Raw genomic sequence first — 26,727 nt, 5'->3', positions numbered from 1 at the left:
CAAAGAAGGACACGTAAAACGTGTCCTTTTTTTGTATAATGATTGTAAATCACACGAGAAGGTAGGAGACGTATGGCTGTAACAATCTTGTTTAACCCGGGGCAGGTTGATAGCCGGCAAATGCTGGTTGAAAGGATTAAAAAGCAACTTGACCAAGGTGAAAAGCGGTCAATTTTTTACGTTGTCCCCAACCACGTTAAGTTCGATGCCGAAGTCGACGTGTTGAAGCGGTTGCGGGCCATTCAAGGCTTTAGCACCGCTGATACCTACGCCCAGTCACAGGTTCAGGTTTACTCGCTCACCCGGTTGGCCTGGCATTTCTTACAGCAACAAGGAAAAATCCAGCCACCCGTTTTGGGTGAGGCGGGACTCTTTGTTTTGGTTTCCCAAATCTTAAAGGAACATGCCGCCGTTTTGCCAACCTTTGCGCGGATGCAGGCCAAGCGCGGTTTCGTGCAAAATTTGGTGACGCAGTTAGCTGAATTACGGGGAGCAGAAATCACTCCGCAAGACCTGTTGGCCATCTTGGATCAGGTTGGTCAGGATAGTGGCCAGAGTCCACTCCTAGTACAAAATTTGAGTCAAAAATTACGCGACTTGGCGGTGGTCGCCGATGCCTTTAACGAGGCCCTGGCAGATGACTATATTTTGGCTCAGGAATCGCTGCCATACTTTGTGGAGCAAAGTCAGGACTTAGACCTGAGCGACAGCATCCTCTATTTTGAAGGTTTTACCGGCTTTACCGCGGGCGAGTGGGCCGTGGTGAACCTGCTGTTACGCAAGGCCGACGTGACCTTTGCTATGCTTGGTAGCCAGGGCGACTTGCGGACTTTCCAGCTGGGGGATGTCTTTGAAAAGCCATTGACGACGGCGCTGAATTTGATGCGCCAAGCCCAACAATCAGAGGCTGATTTAAAGTTGGAGGATGGTCAACCAGCTGGTAATCAGGCGGAAAATGCAGTAGGGGCTGGCGTTGAGACCGGCAAGCAAGCGGGGCAAGCCGTTCGGCCAGCCATCCTGGCTGCCTGGGAAAAACTTGGTGCTTACGGCCAGTTAGCATCAGTCAAGGATAAATTAGCCTTGAAGGGCTTTGTGGCGACGAACACGGTCGCTGAGCTCGAGGCTGTTGCTCGTAAAATTCGTCAGGACCTGCAAAGTAATCCGGACCTCCATCTGCGCGATATCTTGGTTTTGGCCCGCGACTTGGGTCCGTATGAGAAACATTTGCCGGCGGTGATGAACCAATTTGACCTGGCTTACTTCCTAGATAATGATATTAAAATGGGGAACCACCCCTTGGTTGAGCTGGTCACGAAACTTTTGGGGCCGGCTAACCAGTTCTTTCAGTCACAAAATGTTTTAACGGTCTTAAAGACCGGCTTTTTGCGACCAATCCAAGCCGGGCAGTTGGTGGGCGACGATGAATACTTTGAAATTGTGGCTTACTTAGATAACTACCTGGCGGGGCACCGACCATCAGCCCGGGTTTGGCATGATGATCAGGCGCAGTTTGAACTATTTCAGCTGGCTGGTGACCCAGATCACCCAAGTTTTGCTCACGATGCCCAAATTAACCGCCGGTTGAACTATTTGAAAGCTTTTGTCACGAAGGCCTTTGACGATGTTAAGGCTGGCCTCGACCGAGCAGACACCCTTGCTGACGGAGCCCGGTTCCTCTTATCTTTTTTGCAAAAGTACCAGGTGACCGAGGCGGTTTTGCAGCAGCGCGACCAGTTAATCGACAGTGGTGAATTGGTGAAGGCCCAGCAGGTCATGGAAGTTTGGCAACTCTTTGTCAATATTTTAGACCAGGTAGTCCAGGTGGCTGGTGACCAGGATTTCGACCGCGAGGTCTTTTTGGCAGCCCTGCAGGCTGGTTTTGCCGGGGGTAAGTTTACCGGAATTCCCAACCAGTTGGACCAGTTGACGGTGTCAGAAGCCGGAATTGTCCAAAGCCAGCAGTACAAGGTGCTTTACTTCATTGGCGGAACGCGGAATGCTTTGCCGGCTCAGGTGAAAAACAAGACGGTTTTGACCGACCAGGACCGGTTGTTGGTTCAGCCAGCCTTGGCTGACCAAGACCAGCCACGCTACCTTCGACAAACGGCGGCCCAGCAAATGGCCGAGGAAAATTTGGTCTTTTATGGGGCCCTGCAAGCGGCCAGCGACAAAGTAGTCCTGTCGTATCCATTGTTAAACCAGGATGGCCGGCCTAATGAAATTTCACCCTACTATAGCCGGTTATTGAACCACTTTGGTGTTGAACTAGAAACGGTGACCGGGCGGCCCGAAAACTTGACGGACCTTAGTCAAAATTACCTGGGTAGTCCGTCATCGACTTTGTCCGAATTGGTTAAGTTGACGGATATCGCTGAGAATGATCCGACCTTTATTGCATTCAAGCAAGCCTTGAACCAAGCAGGCCTTGGCGAAAAGACGGACCGGGTCTTAGCGGGCCGGACCTATGTTAACCGAGCCGAAAGCCTGGAACCGGCGGTGGCTCGCCAGCTCTTCCATTTGCCACTGCGGGTCTCGATTTCTCAGATTGAAACGTATTACAAAAATCCCTATGAGTACTTCCTTCGTTATGGCTTAGCCCTACAAGAACGGCCCAGTGCCGAATTGGATGCGGCGCAAACGGGGATTATTTATCATGACCTCTTTGAAAAGGCCGTGCAAAAGCTAATTGATCAGCAGGAATCGCTGCGTGATTTGGATGATAGCCGAGCCAAAGACTTTGTCACGGCGGAGTTGGCCAAGATGGTAGCCGAACCCGAATTTGCTAAACTGCAAGAACCAGGTCAAGGCCAAGCGATTGGCAATTATTTGGCTGAGATTGCCGAGGCGGTTTTGTTGAAGCTCAAGCAAGGAGCCACTACCAACCAGAGTCGACCAGAACGAGTCGAAACCCTCTTTGGTTTCCCGCAAGGCGACCTAGAAGCTTTGACACTGGCGGCCGGTGATTCAGAAGTGGTTGTCCGTGGAAAAATTGACCGCTTTGACCTCCAAGATGGCCAGGGTCAGTACGGGACTTTGGTTGATTACAAGACCCGGGAAAAAACTTTCAAGTACAGTGACGCCTGGTCGGGACTGCAGTTGCAGCTGTTGACCTACTGGCAGGCGGCGCAGGAAAATGCTGCTAAGCTGGGGATAAAGAGTGTTGGTGGGGCCTTCTTTGCCCCAATTACGCCCAAGACGGTTAATTTGTCCGACTTTACCGGGGAAATTGATGATTTGTTAGCCGGTAAGGAGGCTAGTCAGACCTTCAAATACCGCGGTTTGGCGGTCAACCAGCCCGACTATCTGGACGAATTGGAGCGGTTAGCGCCCAAGGAAAGCGCTCGCTACTACCAGCTGAAAACGAAGGCCGATGGCCAGCCAGATAGTAATGCAGATGTGATTGCGCCGGCTGACTTTGATCTATTGACGGCCCGCAACCGGTCGCTCTTGCAAGAAGCGGCCCAGCAAATTCAGGCCGGTCATTTCCCAATTCGACCGGTCCAAAGTGCCTTGACCTACTCACCCTTTAAAGACGTGATTCGCTTTGACAAGGTGCTGGGGGACCGCTACCGCTTGCCCGACTTTACCGGGAAGAATAGCACCGTGATGAAGAAAATTCGTGAACAGGCAGCAGCAAAGGAGGATGACCGTGGCTAGACAGTATACCGAAAACCAAAGTAAGGCCATTGCTCATAGTGGTCATAATATCCTGGTGGCTGCTTCCGCTGGTTCGGGAAAAACAACCGTTTTGATTGAACGTTTGGTCCGCAAAATTTTAGCCGGTGCCCGAGTTGATCAGTTTTTGATTGTGACCTTCACCAGTGCGGCGGCGGCCGAGATGAAGGAACGTTTGGAAGTTGCCTTAAACGAGCAAATTCAAGTGGCAGAAGGCGACCAACGACGGTTCTTGCTGGATCAGTTGGCCCTATTACCGGTAGCAAATGTATCGACCATCGATAGTTTTGCCCTTAAGTTAATTGATACTTACTACTACAAAATTGGTTTGGACCCGAGCTACCGCTTGTTGGCGGATGAAGCCGAACTGACTTTGTTGAAAAATACAGTCGTTGATGCGGTTTTTGCCGAATTTTATGACCAGCAACATCCCAACCACTTGGCCTTTTTGAATCTGGTCAATAACTTTGCAGACCCAAACCATGATGGCGCGCTGAAGGACAAGGTTCTGAAGTTAGCCGACTTTGCCCTGGCTCGCCCAGATGGCAACCAGTGGCTTGAACAGCTCAAGGCAGAGAGCTCGGCTACTAACGAAGGGCTGCGTGACCGGCTAGATTACCGCGAGTTAATCCAGCCGGGGATTGTGGAACTCTTTCAGCGGGCTTTAAAGGATACGAACCAAGCTGCCCATGATTTGCAGGGGGTCGCTGAACTCGACAAGTCCCTCACTGTCTTATTGAAATGGCAGGAACGGCTGCAGGGAATTTTAGCGGCTTTCATTGATCAACAGGCGACTTACGATGACATTCGGGCCCTGATCATCAACGATTGGCCAAAAAGTTCTCAAAGTAAGGCCGGTAAGATTAAAGAAGAACCCGAACTGGGGGACTTGCTGGATGAAATGAAGGCGGTCCAGAATACTTACTTTGCCTCAAAGGGTGAGATTAGCACCCTGAAGGATGGCTTGTTCCGCTTAACGGAAAAGCAGTGGCAGTTGGTCAACCAGCGCGGCGATGCCCTGGTCACGACCCTGGTCCAACTGACCCAGGCCTTCTTGGCCGCCTTTACTGCCCAAAAGCGGGCCGACAACCTGCTGGACTTTGCTGATGCAGAACTCCTTTCACTGGAACTGTTGGCAAAGGATGACGTCCGGGATTTGGTGCAGCGCCAATTTGAAGAAATTTTAATTGATGAATACCAGGACATTAACCGTCTCCAGGAAACTTTTTTGAAGCGGCTGTCAAATGGGCACAACATGTACATGGTCGGGGATGTGAAGCAAAGTATCTATGGTTTCCGTCAGGCTGACCCTTCGCTCTTCACGGGCAAGTACTTTGACTTTGCCAAAGAAGACAATCAGGATGAGCGAATTGAATTAGCCGAAAACTTCCGATCCGAAAACAATGTGACGACGGTGATTAACCAAATTTTCACCCAGTTGATGGATGAGGAATTGGGCGATATTCCTTATCAGGATTCCGCTAAGTTGATTGCGGCGGCGTCTTATCCTGACCAGGTGCCGGCAGTATTTGAATTGGACTTGATCGAGCAACCGGCGGCTAATAGTAGCGCAGCTGGTGCCAGTGATGGTGGCAGTGATAGCGCTGATGACCAGGCTGCCAAGGATGCTCAAGAACTTGAAAAACGGGAAAGCCAGTACCGCTTTTTGGTGGAAAAGATCCAAGACTTGGTGAAAAACGGCGAAGTTTATGACCAAAAAGCTGGCATGATGCGGCCGGTTAAGTATTCGGATATTGCGATTTTGACCCGGTCAAAGACGGGCTACATTGACATGGTTCGGATGGGTAATCAGGCCGGGATTCCCATTCAGGCAGCCGGAGCTGGTGATTATTATCAGGTGATGGAAGTTTATTTGACCCTGGACCTCTTGCGAGTGATTGATAACCCGCACCAGGATATTCCACTGGCCGCAGTCTTACGGTCACCAATTTTTGACTTTAAGGAAAACGACCTGGCCAAGGTGCGCTTAGCCGACCAGCAACATGATTTTTACACGGCTTTGCAAGCCTATGCTAAAACCGACCAGCGGGCCGAGGCTGTGCTAAGTCAGTTGCGCCATTGGCGCCAATTTGCCCGGCAAAATGACCTCGTCGGTCTCTTGCTGGCGATTTACCAGAAGACTGGCTGGCTGGACTATGTTGGCGGTCTACCAGGCGGGGCTCAGCGCCAGGCCAACCTGCACGCCCTCTATGAAAAGGCCGGAGCCTTTCAGGATAACGGTCAGGCCGGTTTGTACGCCTTTATCCGTTATATTGAAGAAATTCAAAAGAACGACAAGAAGGTCGGTGAGGTTGCCCAAGAAGCGGCCGATGAAACGGTGGCTTTGATGACCATCCACGGCTCCAAGGGATTGGAATTTCCAATTGTGATTCTGCCCGAACTGGAAAAAGAATTTAACACCATGGATTTGAAGGGCGACTTTTTAGTGCAAAAGGATGCCGGAGTGGGGCTGGACTTTGTTGAGCCCCATGCCAAGGTCAAGTTGCCGACTTTGCCAAAGTATGCCGTCAAAGAAGCACTGAAACGGCAGGCGTGGTCTGAAGAAATGCGGCTCTTTTACGTGGCTTTGACCCGGGCCAAGCAACAGCTCTTCTTGCTGGCCACCGTGCCAAGCCAAGAAAAGGACACGACAGCCCAAAAGCGTCTCTTTCACGATGCCCGTGGCATGGAGGGGCAGTATCTGGCCAAAGACCTTCGGCTACGGTCAAAGTCCTACCTTGACTGGCTCCTGATTACCTTGGCTCGGTTGAATTTGCCGGAACTAACGGACTGGTTGGGGGATGTTGACCGACCATACCTGCCATCGGCACAAACACCAAAGAACGGGAAAATTCAGGTAAAACTGCTGGCGGAAGAGGAAATTCCAGCTTTGAAAAAGAGTTGGTCGTCAAAGCCGGCGCAGGCTGAAGAAGTGACGCCTAGCCAGGCCGAGGCTGTGGTGACACCGTCTGCTTCTACTGCAACAATCGCTGACTTGAGCCAAAAGCTGTCATACCAGTACCCTAACCAGGGTGGTACCCGAACGGCTGCCTATCAATCGGTTTCAGAAATTAAATCGTTATTTGAAGATCCCGACCAAAGTCGATTGGCAACACTGAGCCTAGATGATAGTGGTCGGGCCAGAGCAGCTGGGGACCCGGAGCTTGATGAAGAAGTGCTGTCAGCTGAGCAAGTTTCACCGGCCAATCATCAAGTTAGCCGGGACGATATTAGTGACAACACCGCGGAGGAACCGAGCCAAGCCAATCAGGTGCTCAATCCGCGAGCTCACGTTCTCACGACCAATCAATTGCCAATGCCAGCCTTTGACCAAGACGGACAAAGTAAGCCAGCACCGACGGCGGTTGGAACTGCAACCCATTTAATCTTGCAACTGGTGGACTTTACCAAGCTGCAGACACTGGCTGATTTGCAGGTCCTCCTCACTAACCTGGTTGACCAGGGCAAGGTTGAAGCAGCGGTGGCGGCCCTGGTTGATTTGGACGAAATTTTAGACTTTTTGCAGGGTGAAATGGCCCAGCAAATTGCCCAACATGCGGCCACGCTCCACCGGGAAGCCACCTTTGCCATGCTGGTACCGGCCAATCAGGTCTATCCCGATTTGGCCGACCAGGAACCCATCTTGATTCATGGAATTATCGATGGCTACTACCTGGATGAAAGTAGTAAGACAATTACGCTTTTTGATTACAAGACGGACTACCTGCCTCGAACTGCTGGTCCGCGGCAAAAGGAGCGCTTGGCTAAAATCCGCCGGCAATATACCGGTCAAGTCCGCTTATACCAGCAGGCTTTGCAGCGGGAGTACCCGGACTATATGATTCAAGCGCCAACTTTGATTTTGCTGGCTGGCCGACAGCTGCTGGTGATTTGATGGTGACTCGCCCTTTTGTCAGGGGATAAAGCAGCGTATAATGGCAGAAAAGTAGGGTAGCAGGTTCGCCTTGCTGCCAAAATTCACCCAGTAACTGGTCGAAATGGAGCCAATGTAATGAAAAATTTTTATGATATTCTCCAGTATTTGAAGACTTACGATGTCTTTATTCACGTTGGAAAACGGTTGTGGGACATTGAAATGGCTGCCCTGGAGGTCGACAACTTGTATCGGGCCGATGTCATCAGCGATGATGACTACCAAACGATGAAGAAAATTTTGGCCAAGGAACATGCCGAAGAAGCTAAGCTGACCCAGGATTTTTCTGGTGAAAAAACTTTGGTGCGAGCGGATTTGGGTCGGTAAAAAGGCCGTCAGGTCGGCCAGCCTGACCGAGCGGCCTTTGCTTCGACAAATTCACAAGGCAAATGAAAAGTTTTTTGTAAACGCTTGCATAAACGTGAAGAACTTTGTTAAAATAATTGAGTAATCTAAGACACAGGAGGATGGCAGTGTGCTGTATCTGGCCACACGCCAAATCAAATCATGGCAAAAGATAAATTAATCGGAGTTGACCTTGGTGGAACCACCATTAAGTTTGCAATCTTAACTAAGGATGGCGAAGTGCAACAAAAGTGGTCAATTCAGACCAACATTTTGGAAGATGGTAAGCACATTGTCCCTGACATTATTGAATCAATTAACCATCACTTGGACCTTTACCAATTGGATAAGGACCGTGTGATTGGAATTGGAATGGGAACTCCTGGAACAGTTGATCGCACAGCTGGAACAGTTAAGGGTGCCTACAACTTGAACTGGGCTGACGAACAAGCCGTTAAGGAACCAATCCAAGCCGGAACTGGCTTCGACTTGACTATCGATAACGATGCCAACGTGGCTGCTTTGGGTGAAGCCTGGAAGGGTGCCGGAAACAACGATGCCGACGTTTCATTCATCACGCTTGGAACTGGTGTTGGTGGTGGATTGGTTGCCAACAACCAATTGATTCATGGTGTTGCCGGTGCTGGTGGTGAAGTTGGCCACATGATCGTGGAACCAAATGGTTACTTGTGTACTTGTGGTAACCACGGTTGCTTGGAGCAATATGCTTCTGCCACTGGTGTCGTTCACTTGGCCCAAGATTTCGCTGAACAATACGTTGGTGAATCACGTTTGAAGAAGATGATTGATAACGGTGACGAAGTCACTTCAAAGATTATCTTTGACTTGGCTAAGGAAGGCGACTACTTGGCTAACGAAACTGTTGATAAGTTAGCATACTACTTGGGTTATGCCGCTGCTACTATTTCAAACATCTTGAACCCATCTGCTATCGTTATCGGTGGTGGTGTGGCTGCAGCCGGTGAATTCTTGCGCGAACGCGTGGAAAAGAACTGGACAAAGTTTGCTTTCCCAACAGTTCGGACTTCAACTTCTGTTAAGTTGGCTGAATTGGGTAATGATGCCGGTGTTATCGGTGCCGCTTCATTGGCAAAGTAAGCAGTTTACGAACAAATTAACTAAAAAAACACTTTTAACAAACAACTCCTGGTTGTTTGTTTTTTATTGTCTAAAGACATGTAAAAAACTTATGGTAAAATAGGAGGTGATCTTGGCAAGTGAATTGCCAACGTTTCAAGGAGGACCAAGTAGTGGAATGGGAAAGCTTTTTTGAACCATACACCCAGGCCGTCGCAGAGTTAAAGGTGAAGCTGAATTATCTCAGCGCACAATATCAAAAGGCCGGGCAAGCTACGCCGGTCGAATATGTAACGGGTCGGGTTAAATCCCAAGCATCAATTGAAGAAAAAATTGTTCGTCGGCACCTGCATGAGGACCGACTGGCTTTGGATTTGCAAGACATCGCTGGTTTGCGGATTATGACCAAGTATATCGATGACATTTATGCGGTAGTGGAACTACTGCGTAAGCGCACCGACTTTACGATTTTAGAAGAACGTGATTATGTGATGAACGCCAAGCCTTCGGGCTACCGGTCATACCACATGGTGATTGAGTACCCAGTCCAATTATTGGATGGGGAGCACAAGGTTTTGGCTGAAATCCAAATTCGGACTTTGGCGATGAACTTCTGGTCGACCATCGAACACGATTTGCGCTATAAGCATGGTGAAATCGCGCCAAAGATGGCAGAGCAGTTAACTGAAATTTCAGAACAGACTTTTGCTTTGGAGCAGGAGCTGTCCGAAATTAAAGAACAAGATTAACCGAGGGGGCCGGGGAAACCCGGCCTTTTCCTTACCAGACGAGAATGGATGTTAGAGAGGAAGGCTATGAGAGTTGCCTTATACAATAATGACCAGGCTCAGTCGCTCAAGATTGTGGCCGACCTGAAAGCGGAATTGCTGGCCCGGGGCTTTACCCTGGATGCCATTAATCCGGAGGTAGTCATTTCCGTTGGTGGGGATGGTACGCTTTTGGGCGCATTTCATGAATACATTGATGGTCATGACGACCTACGCTTTGTTGGCTTGCACACCGGTCATCTAGGGTTTTACACGGATTGGCTCGGGACAGAAGTCAAGGAACTGGTCGACAGCTTAGTGGCTGATCGGGGCCAAAAGGTTTCTTACCCCTTGTTGAAGATGACCACGGTGGCGGCCGACGGTAGTCGTGAAGAATACCTGGCCTTAAACGAAGCCACTATCAAGCAGCCAGTCGGGACATTGGTGGCCGACATTTGCCTGGGTGGTCATCCATTTGAAGGCTTCCGAGGGGATGGGGTAGCAATTGCCACGCCAACCGGATCGACGGCCTACAATAAGGCGAACGGTGGGGCAGTCTTACACCCATCGCTCAAGGCGATTCAAATGTCTGAAATTGCCTCGATTAATAACCGCGTCTTTCGAACGTTAGGGTCGCCTTTGATTGTGCCGTCCGGGCAAAAGATTACGATTAAGCCCAAGCACAATTCTTTCTTGCTGACCTGTGATCAGCTGGAAATTTTGGCAGAAGACGTGGTGGCGGTGGAATTTGAAGTCGCCAAAAAGGAAGTTCACTTTGCTTCCTTCCGTCATTTGGAGTTTTGGAGCCGGGTCCAACAGGCCTTTATCTCCGACCCAATGGACTAACAAAGTTGTTTGACGATTTTTAAGCAGCGACCGCTTTGATAGAGGGCGCTGTTTTCATTAGAAGAATGAGGAGGCCGGCTGCTAATGGCCGGCAAATGTAGTATATGAAATTTTCTTGGACATACCAGGGTGATGAAGACCGCAAGGTTCGCTCCTTTTTGCAGGGACACGGCGTCTCTCACCGCATGTTTTCCCAAATGAAGCACAACGGTGGGGCAATCTTAGTCAACGATAAGCAGGTCTATACATCCGACTATATTAAGGATGGCGACTTGGTGACGATTGTCATGCCAGTTGAAGAGGGAAACGACTTAGTGGTGCCCGACTTTACCCCTTTGGATGTGATTTACGAGGACGACCACTTTTTGGCTGTTGATAAGCCTTATGGCGTGACGACCGTTCCCGGCCATGCCGACCGGTTGCACACCTTGGTTAACCAGGTGAAGGGGCACTTGCTTGATGAGGGTGCCGAGGACTTGGTGCCGCACGTGGTAACCCGACTTGACCGTGATACTTCCGGGATTGTTTTGTTAGCCAAGCACCGCTTTGCTCATGCTGTTTTAGACCAGCAATTACAGGACCACTCGGTTGAAAAGTTTTACACGGCCTATGTCTCAGGGCATTTGCCAGAGGACCACGGCATCATTGAAGAACCAATTGGCCGGTTGCCAGGTGACTTTATCAAGCGAACGGTGACGCCGGACGGTAAGGCATCTAAAACCGAGTACTGGGTCGAACATCGTTATACGAACGATGAAAACCAGCCGATGACCCGAGTGAAGGTTCAGCTGCATACGGGTCGGACCCACCAAATCCGGGTCCACTTTGCCCACATTGGCTTTCCACTGGTGGGGGATGATTTGTACGGTGGGCCACTTTGGTATGGATTAAAGCGGCAAGCCTTACACGCCTACCAAATGACCTTCTACGACCCCTTTATCGAGGATTACCGCCATTTGCAAACGGACCTACCAGAAGATTTGCAGGCGTTGAAGGACATTGAAGGCTGATTAGTCCTTCGTTGCGGTTGAACGAAAACTTTATTTGTAGTATTTTCAAAGAAGAATAGTCAAGCGAAAGGGAAATTTTTCGATGGAATTAGATCATGACCAACAAGTCAAACAGGCCGTGCAGTCTTTAACGGACCGCTTGGAAAATGGGCAAGACGACGAGTTTATGACCGAGTTTACCGCCCTACACGATTTCGAAAAGGGCCAAGTCTACGCCGGCTTCGCTGAAAACATTCGTGAAGTGGCCTGGCGGGTAATGGATGACGAAACGCTGGCCACCGTCTTTGATAACCTGGAGATTGACCCCGACGAAATCGTCGACTTACTACAGGAAATGCCACCACAAAAGGGTGCCAACATCTTGATGGAAATGTTTGCGGACAACGAAGCCGATTTGTTCCAGGCGATGCCATCACGGCTGGTGGCGACTTATTTGGCCTTGATGCCAAATGAGGAAGCACAAGAAATCCATTCGTTGATCAAATATGAAGAACAGACGGCCGGCTCATTAATGGCCACCGAATATTTGGCAGTCCAGGCGGGCGCCAAGGTCAAGGACGTCTTGGCCCAGGTGAAAAAGCAGGCGGAAGAAGCCGAGTCAATCATTTATGTTTATGTGGTTGACGGGCAAAACCGCTTGGTCGGTATTGTTTCGTTGCGGGACTTGTTAACGCATCCGGATGAAATGACGATTGAATCAATCACCAATACCCGGGTGATTTCGGTGAAGGCGGGGGATGACCAAAAGGACGTCGCCCAGGTCGTGGCCGACTATAACTTCTTCTCGATTCCGGTCACAAATGATGGCCAACATTTGCTGGGCATCATCACAGTCGATGACATTGTGGACGTGATTGATGAAGAGGCGGTGGAAGAATATTCTGGTTTGGCGGCAGTTGATGTCTCTGATCCGGACGATTCCCCTTGGCAATCGGTCTTAAAGCGCTTGCCATGGTTATTGGCGCTGTTGGTGCTTGGATTGGTATCAACCGCCTTAGTAGTCGCCTTTGAGCCAACCATCCGTCAGGCACCGATTTTGGCGGCCTTTATCCCATTGATTGCGGGGACGGCTGGTAACGCCGGAACCCAGTCATTGGCCTTGGCAGTTCGGCGCTTCGGTAATGGAAGTGACCGATCAGTTGGTCAGGCTTTGGTAGCGGAATTGATAGCGGCAGTGACTTTGGCGGTGATAGCAGGCTTGCTATTGGCTGGCATTGTCTACTTCTGGCAAGGCAGCCGTGGCTTGGCTGTTGCTGTTGGCTTAGCCTTGGCGGCTTCAATTCTGGTTGCTTCACTGTTAGCGCACATTGTGCCAGCTGTACTTGAAAAAATGAAGGTTGATCCAGCCGTGGTGAATGGGCCGTTGGTCCAAACGGTCTGTGATTGGCTGGCCATCTTGATTTACTTCGCGATTGCGGCGGGGATGTTGGATGGTTTTGTAGGAAAATAAAAAGATTAGCTATTCTTGGCTAATCTTTTTTAGTTATTTAATGTGTAATTATAATTTTTTTATTAAAATAAACACTGATGCTGAAAAAAGAAAACATATCCTGTAAGATAAATATTGTACGAGTAAAAATTTTTATAAAAAATGAATTAAAGTTTTAATCATTTTTCTATTTAAAAGTTTTTCTATTTAAAATAAGAGAAGGTATAGGAACAAGAAAACAATGAATTTAAAAAATACCCTGATGACATTAGCCGCAGTTTCGGTGTTTGGAGTGGCTGCTGAACAGCAATCAATTATCGCACATGCGGAACCTTATATTACCGCTGGACAATCAAATACACCAAAAACTGATGTTGTGGACGTCTCTTCTTATCAAGGCAACCTTTCTGTCCAAGATTTTCAAGCAATGCGTAGCAAGGGTGTGATGGGTGTTGTTGTTAAGTTGACGGAAGGTACGTCATATACAAACCCTTACGATGCAACTCAGGTTAATAATGCCCGTGCGGCAGGAATGAGGGTTTCAGCCTACCATTATGCTCATTTCACTAGTCAAAGTGAAGCACGTGATGAGGCAAATTATTTTGCAGACCGTGCAGCAAAACTTGGTTTTACTAGTAGCGACTTATTAGTGGATGATTTGGAATCAAGTGATAGCAAGGTTAGTGGTATTACAGATAATGCCAAAGCATTCAACGACCAGTTACATGCTCGCGGGTTTGCAAACACCGGCCTTTATACTGGTCCGTGGTACATTAATTCTTCGGGCTTGGATGTTTCCTTTATTGGGAAAAACCGAACTTGGATTGCGGATTATCCAGACAATCCTACTAGCCAGTTGCATACTGACTATGGTATGTGGCAGTGGTCTTCAAAAGTTTCTTTCCCTGGTGTGTCTGGAAATTTTGATGTTTCATCTGATTATGTCAGCATGGCCAATGCAAAAACAGGTTATTTATTAGATACTGACGGTCAATGGTATTGGTTTGAAAATGGTCAACGATATACCGGTTTCCGTTATTACATGGGCACCTATTATTGGTTTGAGAACGGTGTTCGCTTTGATAATGCTTGGCATGAAGCATGGGGACATTGGTATTACACTGATGCAAACGGGCGTGCTGTTCAAGGTGTGCAAAACATTGATGGCCAAAGTTTAGACTTTGGTAATGATGGCGGTTTTTACTTGCGTTCTACGGGTTACATTTTTGATCGCTCCAGTCAAAACGGCGGCTATCGTTGGTATGAAAACGGCCAGCTATTTACTGGTTTCCGTTATTACATGGGGACATATTACTGGTTTATTGATGGTGTTCGCCAAAACGCTGGTTGGCGTAGTGCTTGGGGTTATACTTACTATACTGATGACAATGGGCGTGCTGTTCAGGGAATTCAGACGATTGATGGCAAGGTTTATAATTTTGGTAATGATGGAACGTATTATGAACGAAACCTAACAGGTTATATTTATGATGGTTCGAGCCAAAATGGTGGTTATCGTTGGTATGAAAATGGTCAGCTATTTACTGGCTTCCGTTACTACATGGGCACCTACTATTGGTTTGTTAATGGTGTTCGTCAAAATGCTGGTTGGCGTCAAGCTTGGGGTTATACTTACTATACAGATGATAACGGACGTGCTGTTCAGGGAACACAAGTCATCGATGGAAAAACCTATAATTTTGGAAATGATGGTACTTATTATTTAAGATAATAAGTGAAAGTTAATCGACTTTAAGAGCAAAATTAATTGTTTTGTTCTTTTTTTTGTGGAAAAGTAAAAAATAGATTAAAGTTTGTTGTTTTCTAACTCTATCAGTTTAAATCAATATTAAATTCAGCTATTGTGATGAAATATTACTGAAAAAAAAGTCGTAATGTTGTAGAATGTTTCATGGTAGGCTAAAGTTGCAAGTTTACTTTGGCTATTTTCAGAATGAGCAATCAAGGGGAAAACTCATGAAAAAAATTGGAACAATTGTCGGAATTATTATTGCAGCAGCTGTTGTTGGTTTTGGTGGCTTCGCTTTGGGTACTAATCATGGAAGTGATAAAAATACAACAAGTTCTTCGTCATCGATGACAACGAGTACTACTAGTGATGATAATTCAAGCTCTTCAGCATCTTCATCGACTTCTCAAAAGGCTGTTAATCCACAGGATTCTAGTAACTATGATCCTAATAAAACATTAAGCGGTCAGACTGTTGATTCGAATATGATTCAGCAGGTGACTGCTCAATTGAAGGCTGCTGGATTGCCTGCTGACCAGTGGGCACCAAGTGACATTACTAAAATCATTACACAGGCGTCACAACAAGGGATTTCACCGGTTGATTATGCTAAACAGAATTATCATTCATAAGGACGAATAGAACCATGAATTTAAGAAATACGTTATTAACGTTAGCTGCGGTGTCTGCCTTTGGTGTTGTGGCTAATCAAGGACATATGAATGTACATGCTGCCGATATTGAGCGGGTGACTGGTGGTCAGATCGGTTTGCCAAGAATGGACGTTGTAGACGTTTCATCGAACAATGGTTATCTTTCCACTAATGATTTTCAAATTATGCGTGACAATGGTGTTAAAGGAATCAATGTTAAGTTAACGGAAGGAACATATTATCGAAATCCTTATGCTGGTAGTCAAATTGCTAATGCAAAGGCGGCCGGTTTGAAAGTTTCTGCTTACCACTATTCAACATATACTGATCAAAATAGTGCTCGTGCAGAAGCCAATTATTTTGCGGATTATGCTAACGAATTAGGATTTTCAAGTACTGATTTAATGGTTAACGACCTTGAAGCGTCTTCCACTCGTAATGGTGGCGTTTCTGCTAATAGTTCGGCCTTTAATGATCAACTGAAAAACAGAGGATATTCAAACGGTGCGTTGTACACTTATTTGTATTATAAAAATAGTACAAATTTAGATACATCTTTTATTGGTAATAACCGTGTTTGGATGGCTCAATATCCTTATACCCCTTCGTCTAGCGATCTGTGGAATACTCAGTATGGAATGTGGCAATGGTCTTCGAATGCTGGCTTCTGGGGTATTAGTGGAACATTTGATGTATCCATTGATTACGTTGGAATGGCTACGTTGCCAACGGGTTATGTATGGGATTCATCTGTACACGCTTATCGCTGGTTAGAGAATGGTCAACCATACACAGGCTTCCGCTTCTATATGGGCACGTACTATTACTTTGATAATGGTTATCGTTCCGACAATTCTTGGCATGAGGCTTGGGGTAATCTTTACTATACTGGTTCTGATGGTCGAGCTGTTCAAGGTTGGCAAACAATTGATGGTAAACGTTATTACTTCGGCGATGATGGAACATTTAGTGTAAGAAAAAACCAAGTGTTTACTGATGGTGATCAGCAGTATAAATCTGATGATACGGGTGTGATGCAACCTTGGGAAGGTTATATTGCAGACGGTTCATCATATGGTTGGCGGTGGTATGAAGGCGGACAACTATATACTGGTTTCCGTTACTATTACGGTACCTATTATTGGTTTGTAAACGGTGTGCGTCAAAATGATGGCTGGCGTCAAGCATGGGGCTACTCATATTGGACCGATGATAATGGACGAGCTGTTCAGGGACTACAGACAATTGATGGTCAGCGGTACTATTTTGGTGATGATGGCACTTATTATTTGCGTAAAAATCAAATTGTAAATGATGGTAATCAACAGTATAAGTCAGATGATTCGGGCATTTTGCGTCCCTGGCAAGGCTACATTGCTGATGGATCATCAGCAGGTTGGCGATGGTATGAAAATGGACAACCCTTCACGGGATTCCGTTATTATATGGGAACCTACTATTGGTTTATAGATGGTGTGCGTCAAAATGACGGTTGGCGTAGTGCCTGGGGTTATAAGTATTGGACAGATAGTAATGGCCGTGCTGTTCAAGGTTGGCAAAATATTGATGGCCAAAACTATTACTTTGGCAATGATGGCACCTATTATTTACGGTAATTTAAAGAAGGTACATTAGTTTGTGCCTTTTTTTACTACATAAAACTGTTTGGGAGAGAATAATGCGTTTTAAAATGTATAAAAGTGGTAAAACTTGGGTAATTGGTTTTATGATTATCGCCGGGGCACTTGGTATGGCTGCTGTTGGTAATCAAGGCTCTTTGGCAGATGCAGCAGATGTCACACAGCAAAATGCTAACAATGGTGTTCAACAAATCAATGGTCAATTAGTCGATCTAATCAATGGAGTCCAGCAAAAAAGCACTTTTGCAACAGATTCAAGTGGTAATAGTTACTATTTCGATGCAAATGGTAAGGCTGTAACTGGTCTACAAACAATTAATGGTAATCAGTACTATTTTGGATCTGATTATGCTTTACAAAAAAATGCTAATTTTACTACTAATAGCCTAGATTATACGTCTGATCAAAATGGTGTTGTGACTGCTAAAAATGGTTTAATAGTTAGCCAACAGGGCACTTTTTACTATGCTAATGGTTTGAAAGTGACAAATAGTTGGCAAACAATTAATGGTGTGACATATTTTTTTGGGAGCGATGGCAAAGCGGTCTCGGGTATCCAAGTAATTGGTTCTGATGAATACTACTTTGATAATCAAAGCAATATTCTGCAAACTAATTTTACTAATCAAAAGATTGATAATGTGACTTTTAGTGCTGACAGTCAAGGGAAATTAACAGCTAAAAACGGTGTAATTTGGGGATTTGGTGATTCAACTACTGTTGGATGGAATTCCTACAATGATAACAGTAAATCTTATGATTATTACGCTGCAGAAAATCTCGATATGCAGTATTTGAATAATTCGGCTGTTTCCGGGACTCAGATTCAAGCTGATATGGGTTGGATGACTGATAAGGCAGTTGCTGACCCCCTATTTCAAAAAGCAACAAGGATTGTGATTGCGTTAGGTGTAAACGATATTAATTTTGGGGGAACCGCTCCTTTAAATAAATTAGCCGAAATTTTCCAAGATAATATTCGTCGACTTCATTTTACTAATACAAATGCGCAAATTTTCATTCTGTTGCCACAGGGCGACTACTGGCAAGGAAAAAATAATGATAGCATCGGTCCTGGTGGATTTTCCATGAACCAGTTAAAGGAAACCCTCCAAGAAATTGGGAACAATTTAGGATTAACCGTAATTGATGCGGGCGTTGTTACGGATGATAATCATACCCAAACAATTCCAGATGGCGTTCACCCAACGAATGCCACATATCAATTAATTGGTGAAAAAATTACTTCGGCTATCCGAAATAATCCAAGCAACTTTATTGATAATTATCAAAACTACGATTTGGGTTCTGTTTCCGGTTATGTCAATACGATGGCGGGTTGGCGTTGGCTTGAAAATGGCCAAATTTTCACTGGATTCAGATCATATATGGGAACGTATTATTGGTTTGAAAATGGGGTACGTTCCAACAATGCTTGGCATGAAGCTTGGGGAAATGATTATTATACTGGATCAGATGGTCGGGCCGTCCAGGGTTGGCAAACAATAGATGGTAATCGCTACTATTTTGGCGATGATAATACATTTTATCTTCGTAAAAATCAAGTATTTTCAAATGGAGATCAACACTTTAAGGCAGACGATAGTGGTGTTATAAAGCCATGGCAAGGTTATATTGCAGATGGTTCATCATATGGTTGGCGTTGGTATGAAGATGGGCAATTATTTACAGGTTTCCGTTTTTATTATGGGACGTACTATTGGTTTGTGAACGGTGTGCGTCAAAATGAAGGTTGGCGTCAGGCCTGGGGTTATACCTACTTGACAAATAGTGATGGTCGTGCTGTTCAAGGTTGGCAGACAATTGATGGAAAAAAATATTACTTTGGTGATGATGGCACATATTTCCTACGTAAGGGCCAAATTTTCAATTTTAACAATCAAGAATTCCGGAGTGATGACAATACGGGTGAATTAGTACCTTGGTCTGGCTATATTTGGGATGGTTCACAGTATAATGGCGGTTATCGTTGGTATGAAGATGGACAATTATTTACAGGTTTCCGGTATTATATGGGAACTTATTATTGGTTTGTGAACGGTGTGCGTCAAAATGAAGGTTGGCGTCAAGCTTGGGGTTATACTTACTGGACGGATAGCGATGGTCGTGCCGTTCAAGGTAGTCAAATTATCAATGGGAGGGTATATAACTTTGGTAATGACGGAACCTATTATCTAAGATAAAACAAGCAGACTAAAAATAAAAAGGCTTTGCATCAAAAGGTGTAAAAGCTTTTTTATTTTGAGTGGAATGAGGTAAAATGAATCTATCTGAAAAATAATTTAAGTTTAATGTAGGAGTGGTATTTTCGTTATGAAGCGTTATCATTATATGGATTTATTAAATATATTGGCTACCTTTGCAGTTGTCATGTTGCATTCATCTAATTTAGCATTTAGCAATATTGGTGGATTCCGCTGGGATTTAACCGTTGCAATTCAAGTTGCTTTCATTTTTGCAGTTCCAATTTTTTTTATGATTTCTGGTGCAAATATTTTGGATTATCGTGAACGTGAAGAGACCTCTTTATTTTTTAAAAAAAGATTTTCAAGGGTAGTTGTTCCGTTCATTTTTTGGTCGATAGTATGGTTCTTCTATAATAATATTCAATATTGGCATCATCCATGGCGCTCTTTAAATACATATTTACGATTGTTTGACTCAATAATGCATGGTTCTGCCCAACCAATTTTTTGGTACTTTTATGTAATAATCGGTTTTTATCTGTCAGCACCTCTGTTATCCAAAATAACTACTGTTCAGCAAAAAAAGACAGTTGAATATTTACTTTTAATAAACTTAATTTTTGTGGCTTTGCTTGGTTACTATTATGGATTAAAAAATCAACCGGATGCTGCTTTTTCTGGTGGCATCAGCATTGGTGTCTCAGGATCAATTGGTTTCTTTGTCTTGGGTTGGTATTTAAAGCATTTCCCGTTAAACGATAAAATTCAAAAACTCCTGTACGTGGGAGGCATCATATCCTTGATCATTATGATTGCCATGACTATCCTTTTGTCACATAATCGTGGTCAGTATCAGCGGCAAGTTTACAGCATTTGGGGAATTTTCGGATTGACTTGGTCGGCTGCAATTTATACTTTTTTTCAAAAACACTTTATAAATTGGAATCCTAGTGAAAAAGTCCAAAATTTGTTAAGAAGATGGGCATCTGCATCTTTAGATGTATACGTTATTCATTACTTTTTTATTGATACTTTGGAAAAAAGATATCACTTAGCGCCTAATTCTTTGAAACACATATTAATTATGCCGATATTTGTTTGGCTGGCTAGTCTCCTCATAGTAGTAATTATTCGAAAAATACCATATTTGCGTCGTACAGTTTAGTCAAAAATTATTAATTGAAAGTGAGTTTTGTTAAGCATGCAAGTTGCGAAAAACTATCTTTATAATGCAGCCTATCAGTTGCTAAATATTATTGCACCAATCATTACCTTACCGTATTTAGCACGAGTGCTAGGTAAAAATGGTGTCGGTGTTGCTTCATGGACAAACTCTCTGGTCACCTACTTTCTATTAATTGCGAGCTTAGGGATTGTTACCTATGGTTCTCGAGAAATCGCTTACGTTCATAAAAATGAATCATTAAGGCAAAAAAAGTTTTGGGAAATTCAAACGATTCACTTTATCGCTGGATTTGTAGCTTTGATTTTGTATATAGCATTTATTTATGCTGGTGGTGCCTTTAATCATCGAATTCATCAAAATGAACTTTTTTTGTGGTATCAAATTTGGGTCATCTTTTCCGGTATTTTTGATATTTCCTGGTATTTCATTGGTTTGGAAGATTTTAAGAAAACTGTCTTACGAAATATGATGATTAAGCTAGCGATGACAGTCTTAATCTTTGTTGTTGTTAAGACACCAAATGATATTGGTGCTTACATTTTGTTGTTAGCTTTGTCGCAGGTTTTTGGAAATCTATCAATGTGGTTTTATTTGATTGGCCATTTTCATTTACCAAAGTTAAAAAATTTAAACTTGAAGCCACATTGGCATCCCGTTTTTATGATGTTTTTGCCAACAATTGCTACGCAGATTTATTTGCAATTAAATAAAACGATGCTGCCCTTTATTACGGGTGCGACTGCATCGTCAGGTATTTATGACAATGCAGATAAGATTATCAAAGTCTGTTTAGCCTTAGTTACCTCAGTCGGAATGGTGATGTTGCCACGAATGTCAGCGCATTATGCGGCTGGTGAGCATGATCAAATGAAGAAGGCGATTCATTCGTCAATGGATTTTGTTTCAGCAATTGCTGTACCTTTAGCCTTTGGAATTGCGGCAGTTGGGCCCACGGCAATGCTTTGGTTCCTTGGAAAATCATGGGGTGACGTTGGATCGGCATTGGTTTTGTTGACACCGATTATTGTTTTTATTGGTTGGTCCAATGTGATTGGCAATCAATTCTTAATTCCGACTAAACGGTTAAGTGAGTATACGTGGTCGGTTACTTTTGGAGCAATCTTGAATGTTTTCCTAAATTTCTTTTTAATCTTTCTATGGGGAGTTGAAGGAGCTGCTGTTGCAACCGCTATTTCTGAGTTTGCTGTTATTGCCTATCAATTAGTAGTCACTCGCAAGGATATGAATGTTATGGCTCATTTTAAGGGGGTATGGCGTTATCTGCTTGCTGGAGTGTTAATGTACTTTGCTGTGAATGTGTTTGTTAAAACGCATAGTGTCGGCATCAAAAGTACCTTAATGGAAGCCGTTATTGGTGTTTTGGTATATGCAATTGCACTTTTTATTTTGCGCGCGCCAATTTTAAAAAAGCTATTAGACAGGGCTTCCTTTCGCTAACCTGAGTTGTCTGGTATAATAAATATTGTTATGCACTAAATTTTGAAATATTGGAGGATGGGGTTTTGAAACAGTTTCTGTTTTATCGCCTTCCCAAACGAATTTTAGACATTGTTGTGTCACTTTGTGCTTTAGTTATTCTTTCGCCTGTTTTTTTGGTGATTATGATTATTATTAAATGCAACAAGGGGACGAGCCATGTCTTTTATACCCAGGACCGAGTAGGCCAGGGGGGTAAGCACTTTAAAATTTATAAGTTTCAATCGATGATTGACAATGCCGATCAGATTTTACGTTCTAACGATGCGCTCTATCAAAAATTCATTGATAATGGTTACAAATTACCGACGAAGGAGGATCCCCGCATTACTAAAATCGGAGCAGTTCTTCGTAAAACGTCATTGGATGAACTACCACAATTTTGGAATACTCTGATTGGTAATATGTCCATTATTGGTCCACGACCAGTGGTGGAAAGTGAGCTGGTTGAGTATGGTGATCAAAAAAGAATTGATAAATTTCTTTCGGTAAAGCCAGGCGTTTTTGGTTTATGGCAAGCATCTGGTCGCTCAAATATTGGCTATCCTGAACGAGCTGAAATTGAACTAGATTATGTTGATCGTGCGAACTTGGGACTCGATTTTAAAATCATGTTTTTAACAGTGGTTGCCATTTTCAAGGGTGATGGGGCCTTTTAAAAAATACATTTCCAACGAGGAGAAATAAAAATGGAATTTTCATTAACTGATTTGGTTAAACGTTTTTGGCGTTATGCTTGGTTAATTATTTTGTTAGTTATTGTTTTTGCGGGAGCGGGCTTTACTTATGCTAAGTCGGGTAAAGTAATTACTAATTTTTCTGCCAGTCGAACTGTTTTGATTGCTAAAAATAATACTGATGTTAAAGACCCAAATTCACGTATTCAAGCAGATAAATTATTGATTCCAACCTATGAAAAGGTTGCTCAAGATGATGCGGTTGTTTCAGCAGTGCAGGCAGCATTGCCTTTTAGTATGAGTAAAAGTGACATTATTTCTGCGGTTAAAATTCAAAATCCTGATAGTACATTAGCACTAAATTTTCAGGCTTCCGGTGAAAATACTTACCGTGCTAAAACTTTAGCAAACGTTTATGCTGAAACTTTTGCTTCAGTTGGTCCCACTATTTATCCAGATATGGGAAAACCAGATGTATTGTCAAAGGCTACAGGTTCTGATGTAACAAAGTCCGCGTTGAAGAATGCTAAAAAGTTAACGGTGTTCGGCGCTGTATTTGGCTTTGTGGTAGCTTCAGTTATCATTTTGATTTCAGGAATTCAGAAAAATTATCGTTTAGCAAAAGAACAAGGATAATCTGAGGGATTATGGTTAATTTTCTCTTACCAATTACATTTTTTTCGAAAAATTATACTAACTCATTAGCTGAAACGGTGGCGATGATTGCTTTTCCAACTTTTCTAGCCATCATTTTGATTCAGTTATATCGTTATCCAGACCGGTTAAAGCTAATTGTGCCCTCAAAAATGGCCATAGGTTTGACTGGCTTTTTTTGGTTAATTCAGTTGGGAACAATGGCATGGTCCTACAGTGTCACTGGTGAAACGATTCTTACCACTGGAATTATTCATTCGGGTATTATTCTGGCTGGCTGGACGGTAACAGTATATGTAGCATGGGCAATTATACAATTAACCATAATTTCCGAAAAAGATGAAAGGTCTTTCTTGAAGTCTGGCTTAATTGCTCTAGCCATTTATTTATTGCTAACCGTTTTGCCACAGATTCTTGTTACTTTTCACTTTGCAGGACTTAAGGGCTATGTTAATGAAATTGCTCAGCTTTTTGAGCGGCATTGGCGGACTCATCAGGGATATAATTTTTATGCAAATGGATCATACGTTACTACTGAAGGAAGAGTAAACGGATTTGAACCAGAAGCAGCTTTTTTGGCCAACCTAATCGGAGTTGTTTACCTTCCAATTTTAATCGGATTAACGGCGACAGGACAAAAATTTTGGAACTGGACAAAGTCTAAAATGTCCGATCAAGTAGTGAATACCGTTTTTGCTTTGGTGATTTTTGTCGTTTTGTTCTTAGCCAAAACTACTACGGGAATTTTAACGGCAGGGATTGCTTATGTTTTGTGGGCTGTTTTTGCTAATAAAAAATTACGTCGCAATTTGGTTTTGTTGGCCATAGTGGGTGTCATATTAATTGCAGTTGCCTACCTTAAGGTAGGAGTAATTCATAATACTTTGAACCAGTTTTTGTTTGCTAAACAGGGAACGGATAATCGTTTAGGTGGAACAATTGCTTTGGCTTTGACCTTTTTAACTCATCCCATTTTTGGTGTTGGTTATGGTTTTACTTCATTTTTCATATTAAAAAATGTTCCAATCTCTACAACTGATAACTTTGAATTTCAGCATGTATATTCACAGTTTGGATATCCAAATCTTTCGGACTTTCTTGGATGGTTTGCTTCATTTGGATTAATTATTATGATTCCGGCCATGTGGCTATTTTTCCGTTTGATCGCTCGTACTTTTTTGGTGAAACATCAATTAGAAAAGATTGAATTATCTGAAAATCAGATGGCCTGGCATCGTGGACTTATTATTTCGTTTATCACCATGATTATTTTAGAGGCTTTTTCATCAATTTTTGTTATTCAAGTATTTTTGTGGCCGTACTTGTTAATGTTCTTCTTTTATCGGAAGCACATCATTCGTTTGGAAGAGGAGTTGAAATAATGAAAATTTATATTGCAACTCACAGAAAATATGAGATGCCAAAAGATGACTTGTACCAACCTTTGATGGTTGGTGCTACATTACGTGATAAAGTGCCAACTGGCTATCAACGTGACGATCAGAACGATAACATTTCTGCCAAAAATCCTAATTTTAACGAATTAACCGGATTATACTGGATGTGGAAGAATTCCACTGAAGAGGTCACTGGCTTGGTTCATTATCGTCGTTATCTAGGAAAAAAGGGTGGACATGATTTTGCAGGGCGTTTGAATGAAAAACAAATTCATGATTTGCTAGTAAATTACGACGTAATTTTGCCCAAACAGCGGAATTATTTCATTGAAAATCAGCGTAATCATTATCTTCATGCGCACGCACATAAGCCTTATGAGATAATGGAAAAGTTAATTCGTGAGGATTACGCAGACTTTTATCCAGCTTTTCAGAGGATGGAACAATCAACGAAGGCTCATCTTTTTAATATGTTTATTATGAAGAAAGATGCTTTTAATGATTATGCTGCCTTTGTCTTTGGTGTGTTGGATAAGGTTGAACAACAAGTTGACTTATCCACCTTACATGGACAAGACTCACGGGTTTTTGGTTTCTTATCAGAACGTTTGATGGATACATGGCTGAATACACGTAATTATTCACACGTTGATGTGCCAGTCATTAGTTTGGAAAAAACAAACTGGTTTGACAAGGGCACACAATTTTTGAAGCGGAAGTTTCTTCCAAATTCTAAGAAAAAGGTACATTTCTAATGGCAAATAAATTTAACACAAAAAACTATGATTACTTGGTAGTAGGGGCTGGACCATTTGGTATGACCTTTGCTTATGAAGCAGCTAAGCGCGGTAAGCGTTCATTAGTTGTGGAAAAGCGTGGTTTTATTGGTGGTAACACCCATACCCACGTTGAAAACGGAATCACTGTTCATGATTTTGGTGCACACATCTTCCATACGGATAACAAGGAAGTGTGGGATTACGTGCAAAACTTTGCGGAATTCAATAACTTCCAAAACCAGGTGGTTGCTAACTACAACGGTAAGTTGTTTAACTTGCCATTCAACATGAATACTTTCTACCAAATGTGGGGAACGAAGACTCCTGCAGAAGCCAAGGCCAAGATTGAAGAACAAAAGGCTGCAGCATTGCAAGAACTAGGTGATCGTCAACCACGTAACTTGGAAGAACAAGCTATTTCATTGATTGGAACTGACATTTACCAAGCCTTGATTAAGGGCTATACAGAAAAGCAATGGGGTCGTAAGGCAACTGAATTGCCAGCCTTCATTATTAAGCGATTGCCAGTTCGTTTTATTTACGATAACAACTACTTTAACCATCGTTACCAGGGAATTCCTGTGGGTGGTTATACTCAAATTTTCGAAAACATGGTTGAGCGTTCAAATGGTTTGATCGATGTTTTGACTGACACAGATTTCTTTGACCACAAAGATGAATTCATGTCAGAATTTCCACGTGTTCTTTACACGGGAATGATTGATCAATTCTTTGATTACAAGTTTGGTGAATTGGAATACCGTTCATTGCGCTTTGAAAGCGAAACGATTGATTCTGATAATTACCAAGGTAATGCTGTTATCAATTATACGGATGCTGAAACACCATTTACTCGTCAGATGGAATGGCGTCATTTTGATGGCCTAGCTGATGAAGGTAAGACAATCATCACACGTGAATATCCACAGGACTGGGACCGTTCAAAGGAAGCGTACTACCCAGTTAACGATGATAAAAACACAGAATTGTATAAGCAATATGTGAAGGCTGCTCGTGAAGAGGCTTCTGAAGTGCTCTTTGGTGGTCGTTTGGGTAAGTATCGTTACTTCGATATGGACCAAGTCTTCAATGATGCCTTTAACACTGTTCGCCAGGAATTTGGTGTGTCAGATGATTTCAACTTCGCGCATGATGATGTGAAGTAAAAAATACGATAAGATGC

The 26,727-nt window shown here is 43.7% G+C and carries 19 protein-coding genes; all 19 read left to right on the top strand.

Annotated elements, in window-relative coordinates; all coding sequences use genetic code 11:
* Nucleotides 1-72 precede the first annotated feature (72 nt).
* The 19 genes from BLW39_RS01185 to glf all read left to right on the top strand — a co-directional run bounded on the left by BLW39_RS01185 (nucleotide 73) and on the right by glf (nucleotide 26,710).
* Nucleotides 73-3,657, top strand: a complete 3,585-nt coding sequence (locus BLW39_RS01185) for a PD-(D/E)XK nuclease family protein (RefSeq protein WP_074717666.1) — start codon at nucleotides 73-75, stop codon at nucleotides 3,655-3,657.
* Nucleotides 3,650-7,570, top strand: a complete 3,921-nt coding sequence (gene addA, locus BLW39_RS01180; RefSeq protein ID WP_059375930.1) for a helicase-exonuclease AddAB subunit AddA — start codon at nucleotides 3,650-3,652, stop codon at nucleotides 7,568-7,570. The genes BLW39_RS01185 and addA overlap by 8 nt, the downstream gene beginning before the upstream one ends.
* 117 nt (nucleotides 7,571-7,687) lie before the next feature.
* Nucleotides 7,688-7,936 carry a YqgQ family protein gene (locus tag BLW39_RS01175; protein WP_059375919.1) on the top strand — a complete coding sequence of 83 codons (249 nt, stop codon included), beginning with the start codon at nucleotides 7,688-7,690 and terminating at the stop codon, nucleotides 7,934-7,936.
* A 180-nt stretch (nucleotides 7,937-8,116) separates the two neighbouring features.
* Complete coding sequence (locus BLW39_RS01170; protein WP_059375916.1) at nucleotides 8,117-9,073, top strand: ROK family glucokinase; 957 nt, start codon at nucleotides 8,117-8,119, stop codon at nucleotides 9,071-9,073.
* 152 nt (nucleotides 9,074-9,225) lie between these two features.
* Nucleotides 9,226-9,801, top strand: a complete 576-nt coding sequence (locus BLW39_RS01165) for a GTP pyrophosphokinase (RefSeq protein WP_059375912.1) — start codon at nucleotides 9,226-9,228, stop codon at nucleotides 9,799-9,801.
* Nucleotides 9,802-9,867: 66 nt separating this feature from the next.
* Nucleotides 9,868-10,665, top strand: a complete 798-nt coding sequence (locus BLW39_RS01160) for an NAD kinase (protein WP_059375909.1) — start codon at nucleotides 9,868-9,870, stop codon at nucleotides 10,663-10,665.
* Nucleotides 10,666-10,769: 104 nt separating this feature from the next.
* Entirely contained in the window at nucleotides 10,770-11,675 is a 906-nt protein-coding gene (locus BLW39_RS01155) for an RluA family pseudouridine synthase (RefSeq protein ID WP_059375904.1), read from the top strand.
* Between the two features lie 82 nt (nucleotides 11,676-11,757).
* Nucleotides 11,758-13,125 carry a magnesium transporter gene (mgtE, locus tag BLW39_RS01150; protein WP_059375901.1) on the top strand — a complete coding sequence of 456 codons (1,368 nt, stop codon included), beginning with the start codon at nucleotides 11,758-11,760 and terminating at the stop codon, nucleotides 13,123-13,125.
* 220 nt (nucleotides 13,126-13,345) lie between these two features.
* Nucleotides 13,346-14,836 (top strand): GH25 family lysozyme, encoded by a 1,491-nt coding sequence (locus tag BLW39_RS01145; protein WP_059375899.1) that lies wholly within the window; start codon nucleotides 13,346-13,348, stop codon nucleotides 14,834-14,836.
* A 245-nt stretch (nucleotides 14,837-15,081) separates the two neighbouring features.
* A complete protein-coding gene (locus BLW39_RS01140) occupies nucleotides 15,082-15,486 on the top strand; it encodes a hypothetical protein (RefSeq protein ID WP_059375896.1) in 405 nt (134 codons plus the stop codon).
* Nucleotides 15,487-15,500: 14 nt separating this feature from the next.
* A complete protein-coding gene (locus BLW39_RS01135) occupies nucleotides 15,501-17,123 on the top strand; it encodes a GH25 family lysozyme (protein ID WP_059375893.1) in 1,623 nt (540 codons plus the stop codon).
* A gap of 62 nt (nucleotides 17,124-17,185) precedes the next feature.
* Nucleotides 17,186-19,351, top strand: a complete 2,166-nt coding sequence (locus tag BLW39_RS01130; protein WP_059375891.1) for a GDSL-type esterase/lipase family protein — start codon at nucleotides 17,186-17,188, stop codon at nucleotides 19,349-19,351.
* 130 nt (nucleotides 19,352-19,481) lie between these two features.
* On the top strand, nucleotides 19,482-20,519 hold the full coding sequence (locus tag BLW39_RS01125) for an acyltransferase (protein WP_059375888.1): 1,038 nt from the start codon (nucleotides 19,482-19,484) through the stop codon (nucleotides 20,517-20,519).
* A gap of 36 nt (nucleotides 20,520-20,555) precedes the next feature.
* Entirely contained in the window at nucleotides 20,556-21,998 is a 1,443-nt protein-coding gene (locus BLW39_RS01120) for a flippase (protein WP_059375885.1), read from the top strand.
* 65 nt (nucleotides 21,999-22,063) lie between these two features.
* Nucleotides 22,064-22,696 (top strand): sugar transferase, encoded by a 633-nt coding sequence (locus BLW39_RS01115; protein ID WP_059375883.1) that lies wholly within the window; start codon nucleotides 22,064-22,066, stop codon nucleotides 22,694-22,696.
* 30 nt (nucleotides 22,697-22,726) lie between these two features.
* On the top strand, nucleotides 22,727-23,350 hold the full coding sequence (locus BLW39_RS01110) for a Wzz/FepE/Etk N-terminal domain-containing protein (RefSeq protein ID WP_059375880.1): 624 nt from the start codon (nucleotides 22,727-22,729) through the stop codon (nucleotides 23,348-23,350).
* Nucleotides 23,351-23,361: 11 nt separating this feature from the next.
* Entirely contained in the window at nucleotides 23,362-24,750 is a 1,389-nt protein-coding gene (locus BLW39_RS01105; RefSeq protein ID WP_059375877.1) for an O-antigen ligase family protein, read from the top strand.
* Nucleotides 24,750-25,520, top strand: coding sequence for a DUF4422 domain-containing protein (locus BLW39_RS01100; protein WP_059375874.1), 771 nt, complete (start codon nucleotides 24,750-24,752; stop codon nucleotides 25,518-25,520). The genes BLW39_RS01105 and BLW39_RS01100 overlap by 1 nt, the downstream gene beginning before the upstream one ends.
* Nucleotides 25,520-26,710, top strand: a complete 1,191-nt coding sequence (glf, locus tag BLW39_RS01095) for a UDP-galactopyranose mutase (RefSeq protein WP_059375871.1) — start codon at nucleotides 25,520-25,522, stop codon at nucleotides 26,708-26,710. Before BLW39_RS01100 ends, glf begins: the two co-directional genes overlap by 1 nt.
* Nucleotides 26,711-26,727: the final 17 nt, after the last annotated feature.

Source organism: Fructobacillus pseudoficulneus, assembly GCF_900108455.1.
Classification (GTDB): Bacteria; Bacillota; Bacilli; order Lactobacillales; family Lactobacillaceae; genus Fructobacillus; species Fructobacillus pseudoficulneus.
Note: the sequence above shows the minus strand (reverse complement) of the source record. Positions and strands in the feature narration are given on the sequence as shown.

Coding starts and splice junctions, on each gene's coding strand:
- glf (WP_059375871.1), top strand. CDS start 25,520: ATGGCAAATAAATTTAACACAAAAAACTATGATTACTTGGTAGTAGGG.
- BLW39_RS01145 (WP_059375899.1), top strand. CDS start 13,346: ATGAATTTAAAAAATACCCTGATGACATTAGCCGCAGTTTCGGTGTTT.
- BLW39_RS01160 (WP_059375909.1), top strand. CDS start 9,868: ATGAGAGTTGCCTTATACAATAATGACCAGGCTCAGTCGCTCAAGATT.
- BLW39_RS01100 (WP_059375874.1), top strand. CDS start 24,750: ATGAAAATTTATATTGCAACTCACAGAAAATATGAGATGCCAAAAGAT.
- BLW39_RS01185 (WP_074717666.1), top strand. CDS start 73: ATGGCTGTAACAATCTTGTTTAACCCGGGGCAGGTTGATAGCCGGCAA.
- BLW39_RS01175 (WP_059375919.1), top strand. CDS start 7,688: ATGAAAAATTTTTATGATATTCTCCAGTATTTGAAGACTTACGATGTC.
- BLW39_RS01140 (WP_059375896.1), top strand. CDS start 15,082: ATGAAAAAAATTGGAACAATTGTCGGAATTATTATTGCAGCAGCTGTT.
- BLW39_RS01110 (WP_059375880.1), top strand. CDS start 22,727: ATGGAATTTTCATTAACTGATTTGGTTAAACGTTTTTGGCGTTATGCT.
- mgtE (WP_059375901.1), top strand. CDS start 11,758: ATGGAATTAGATCATGACCAACAAGTCAAACAGGCCGTGCAGTCTTTA.
- BLW39_RS01120 (WP_059375885.1), top strand. CDS start 20,556: ATGCAAGTTGCGAAAAACTATCTTTATAATGCAGCCTATCAGTTGCTA.
- BLW39_RS01105 (WP_059375877.1), top strand. CDS start 23,362: ATGGTTAATTTTCTCTTACCAATTACATTTTTTTCGAAAAATTATACT.
- BLW39_RS01170 (WP_059375916.1), top strand. CDS start 8,117: ATGGCAAAAGATAAATTAATCGGAGTTGACCTTGGTGGAACCACCATT.
- BLW39_RS01155 (WP_059375904.1), top strand. CDS start 10,770: ATGAAATTTTCTTGGACATACCAGGGTGATGAAGACCGCAAGGTTCGC.
- BLW39_RS01130 (WP_059375891.1), top strand. CDS start 17,186: ATGCGTTTTAAAATGTATAAAAGTGGTAAAACTTGGGTAATTGGTTTT.
- BLW39_RS01125 (WP_059375888.1), top strand. CDS start 19,482: ATGAAGCGTTATCATTATATGGATTTATTAAATATATTGGCTACCTTT.
- BLW39_RS01135 (WP_059375893.1), top strand. CDS start 15,501: ATGAATTTAAGAAATACGTTATTAACGTTAGCTGCGGTGTCTGCCTTT.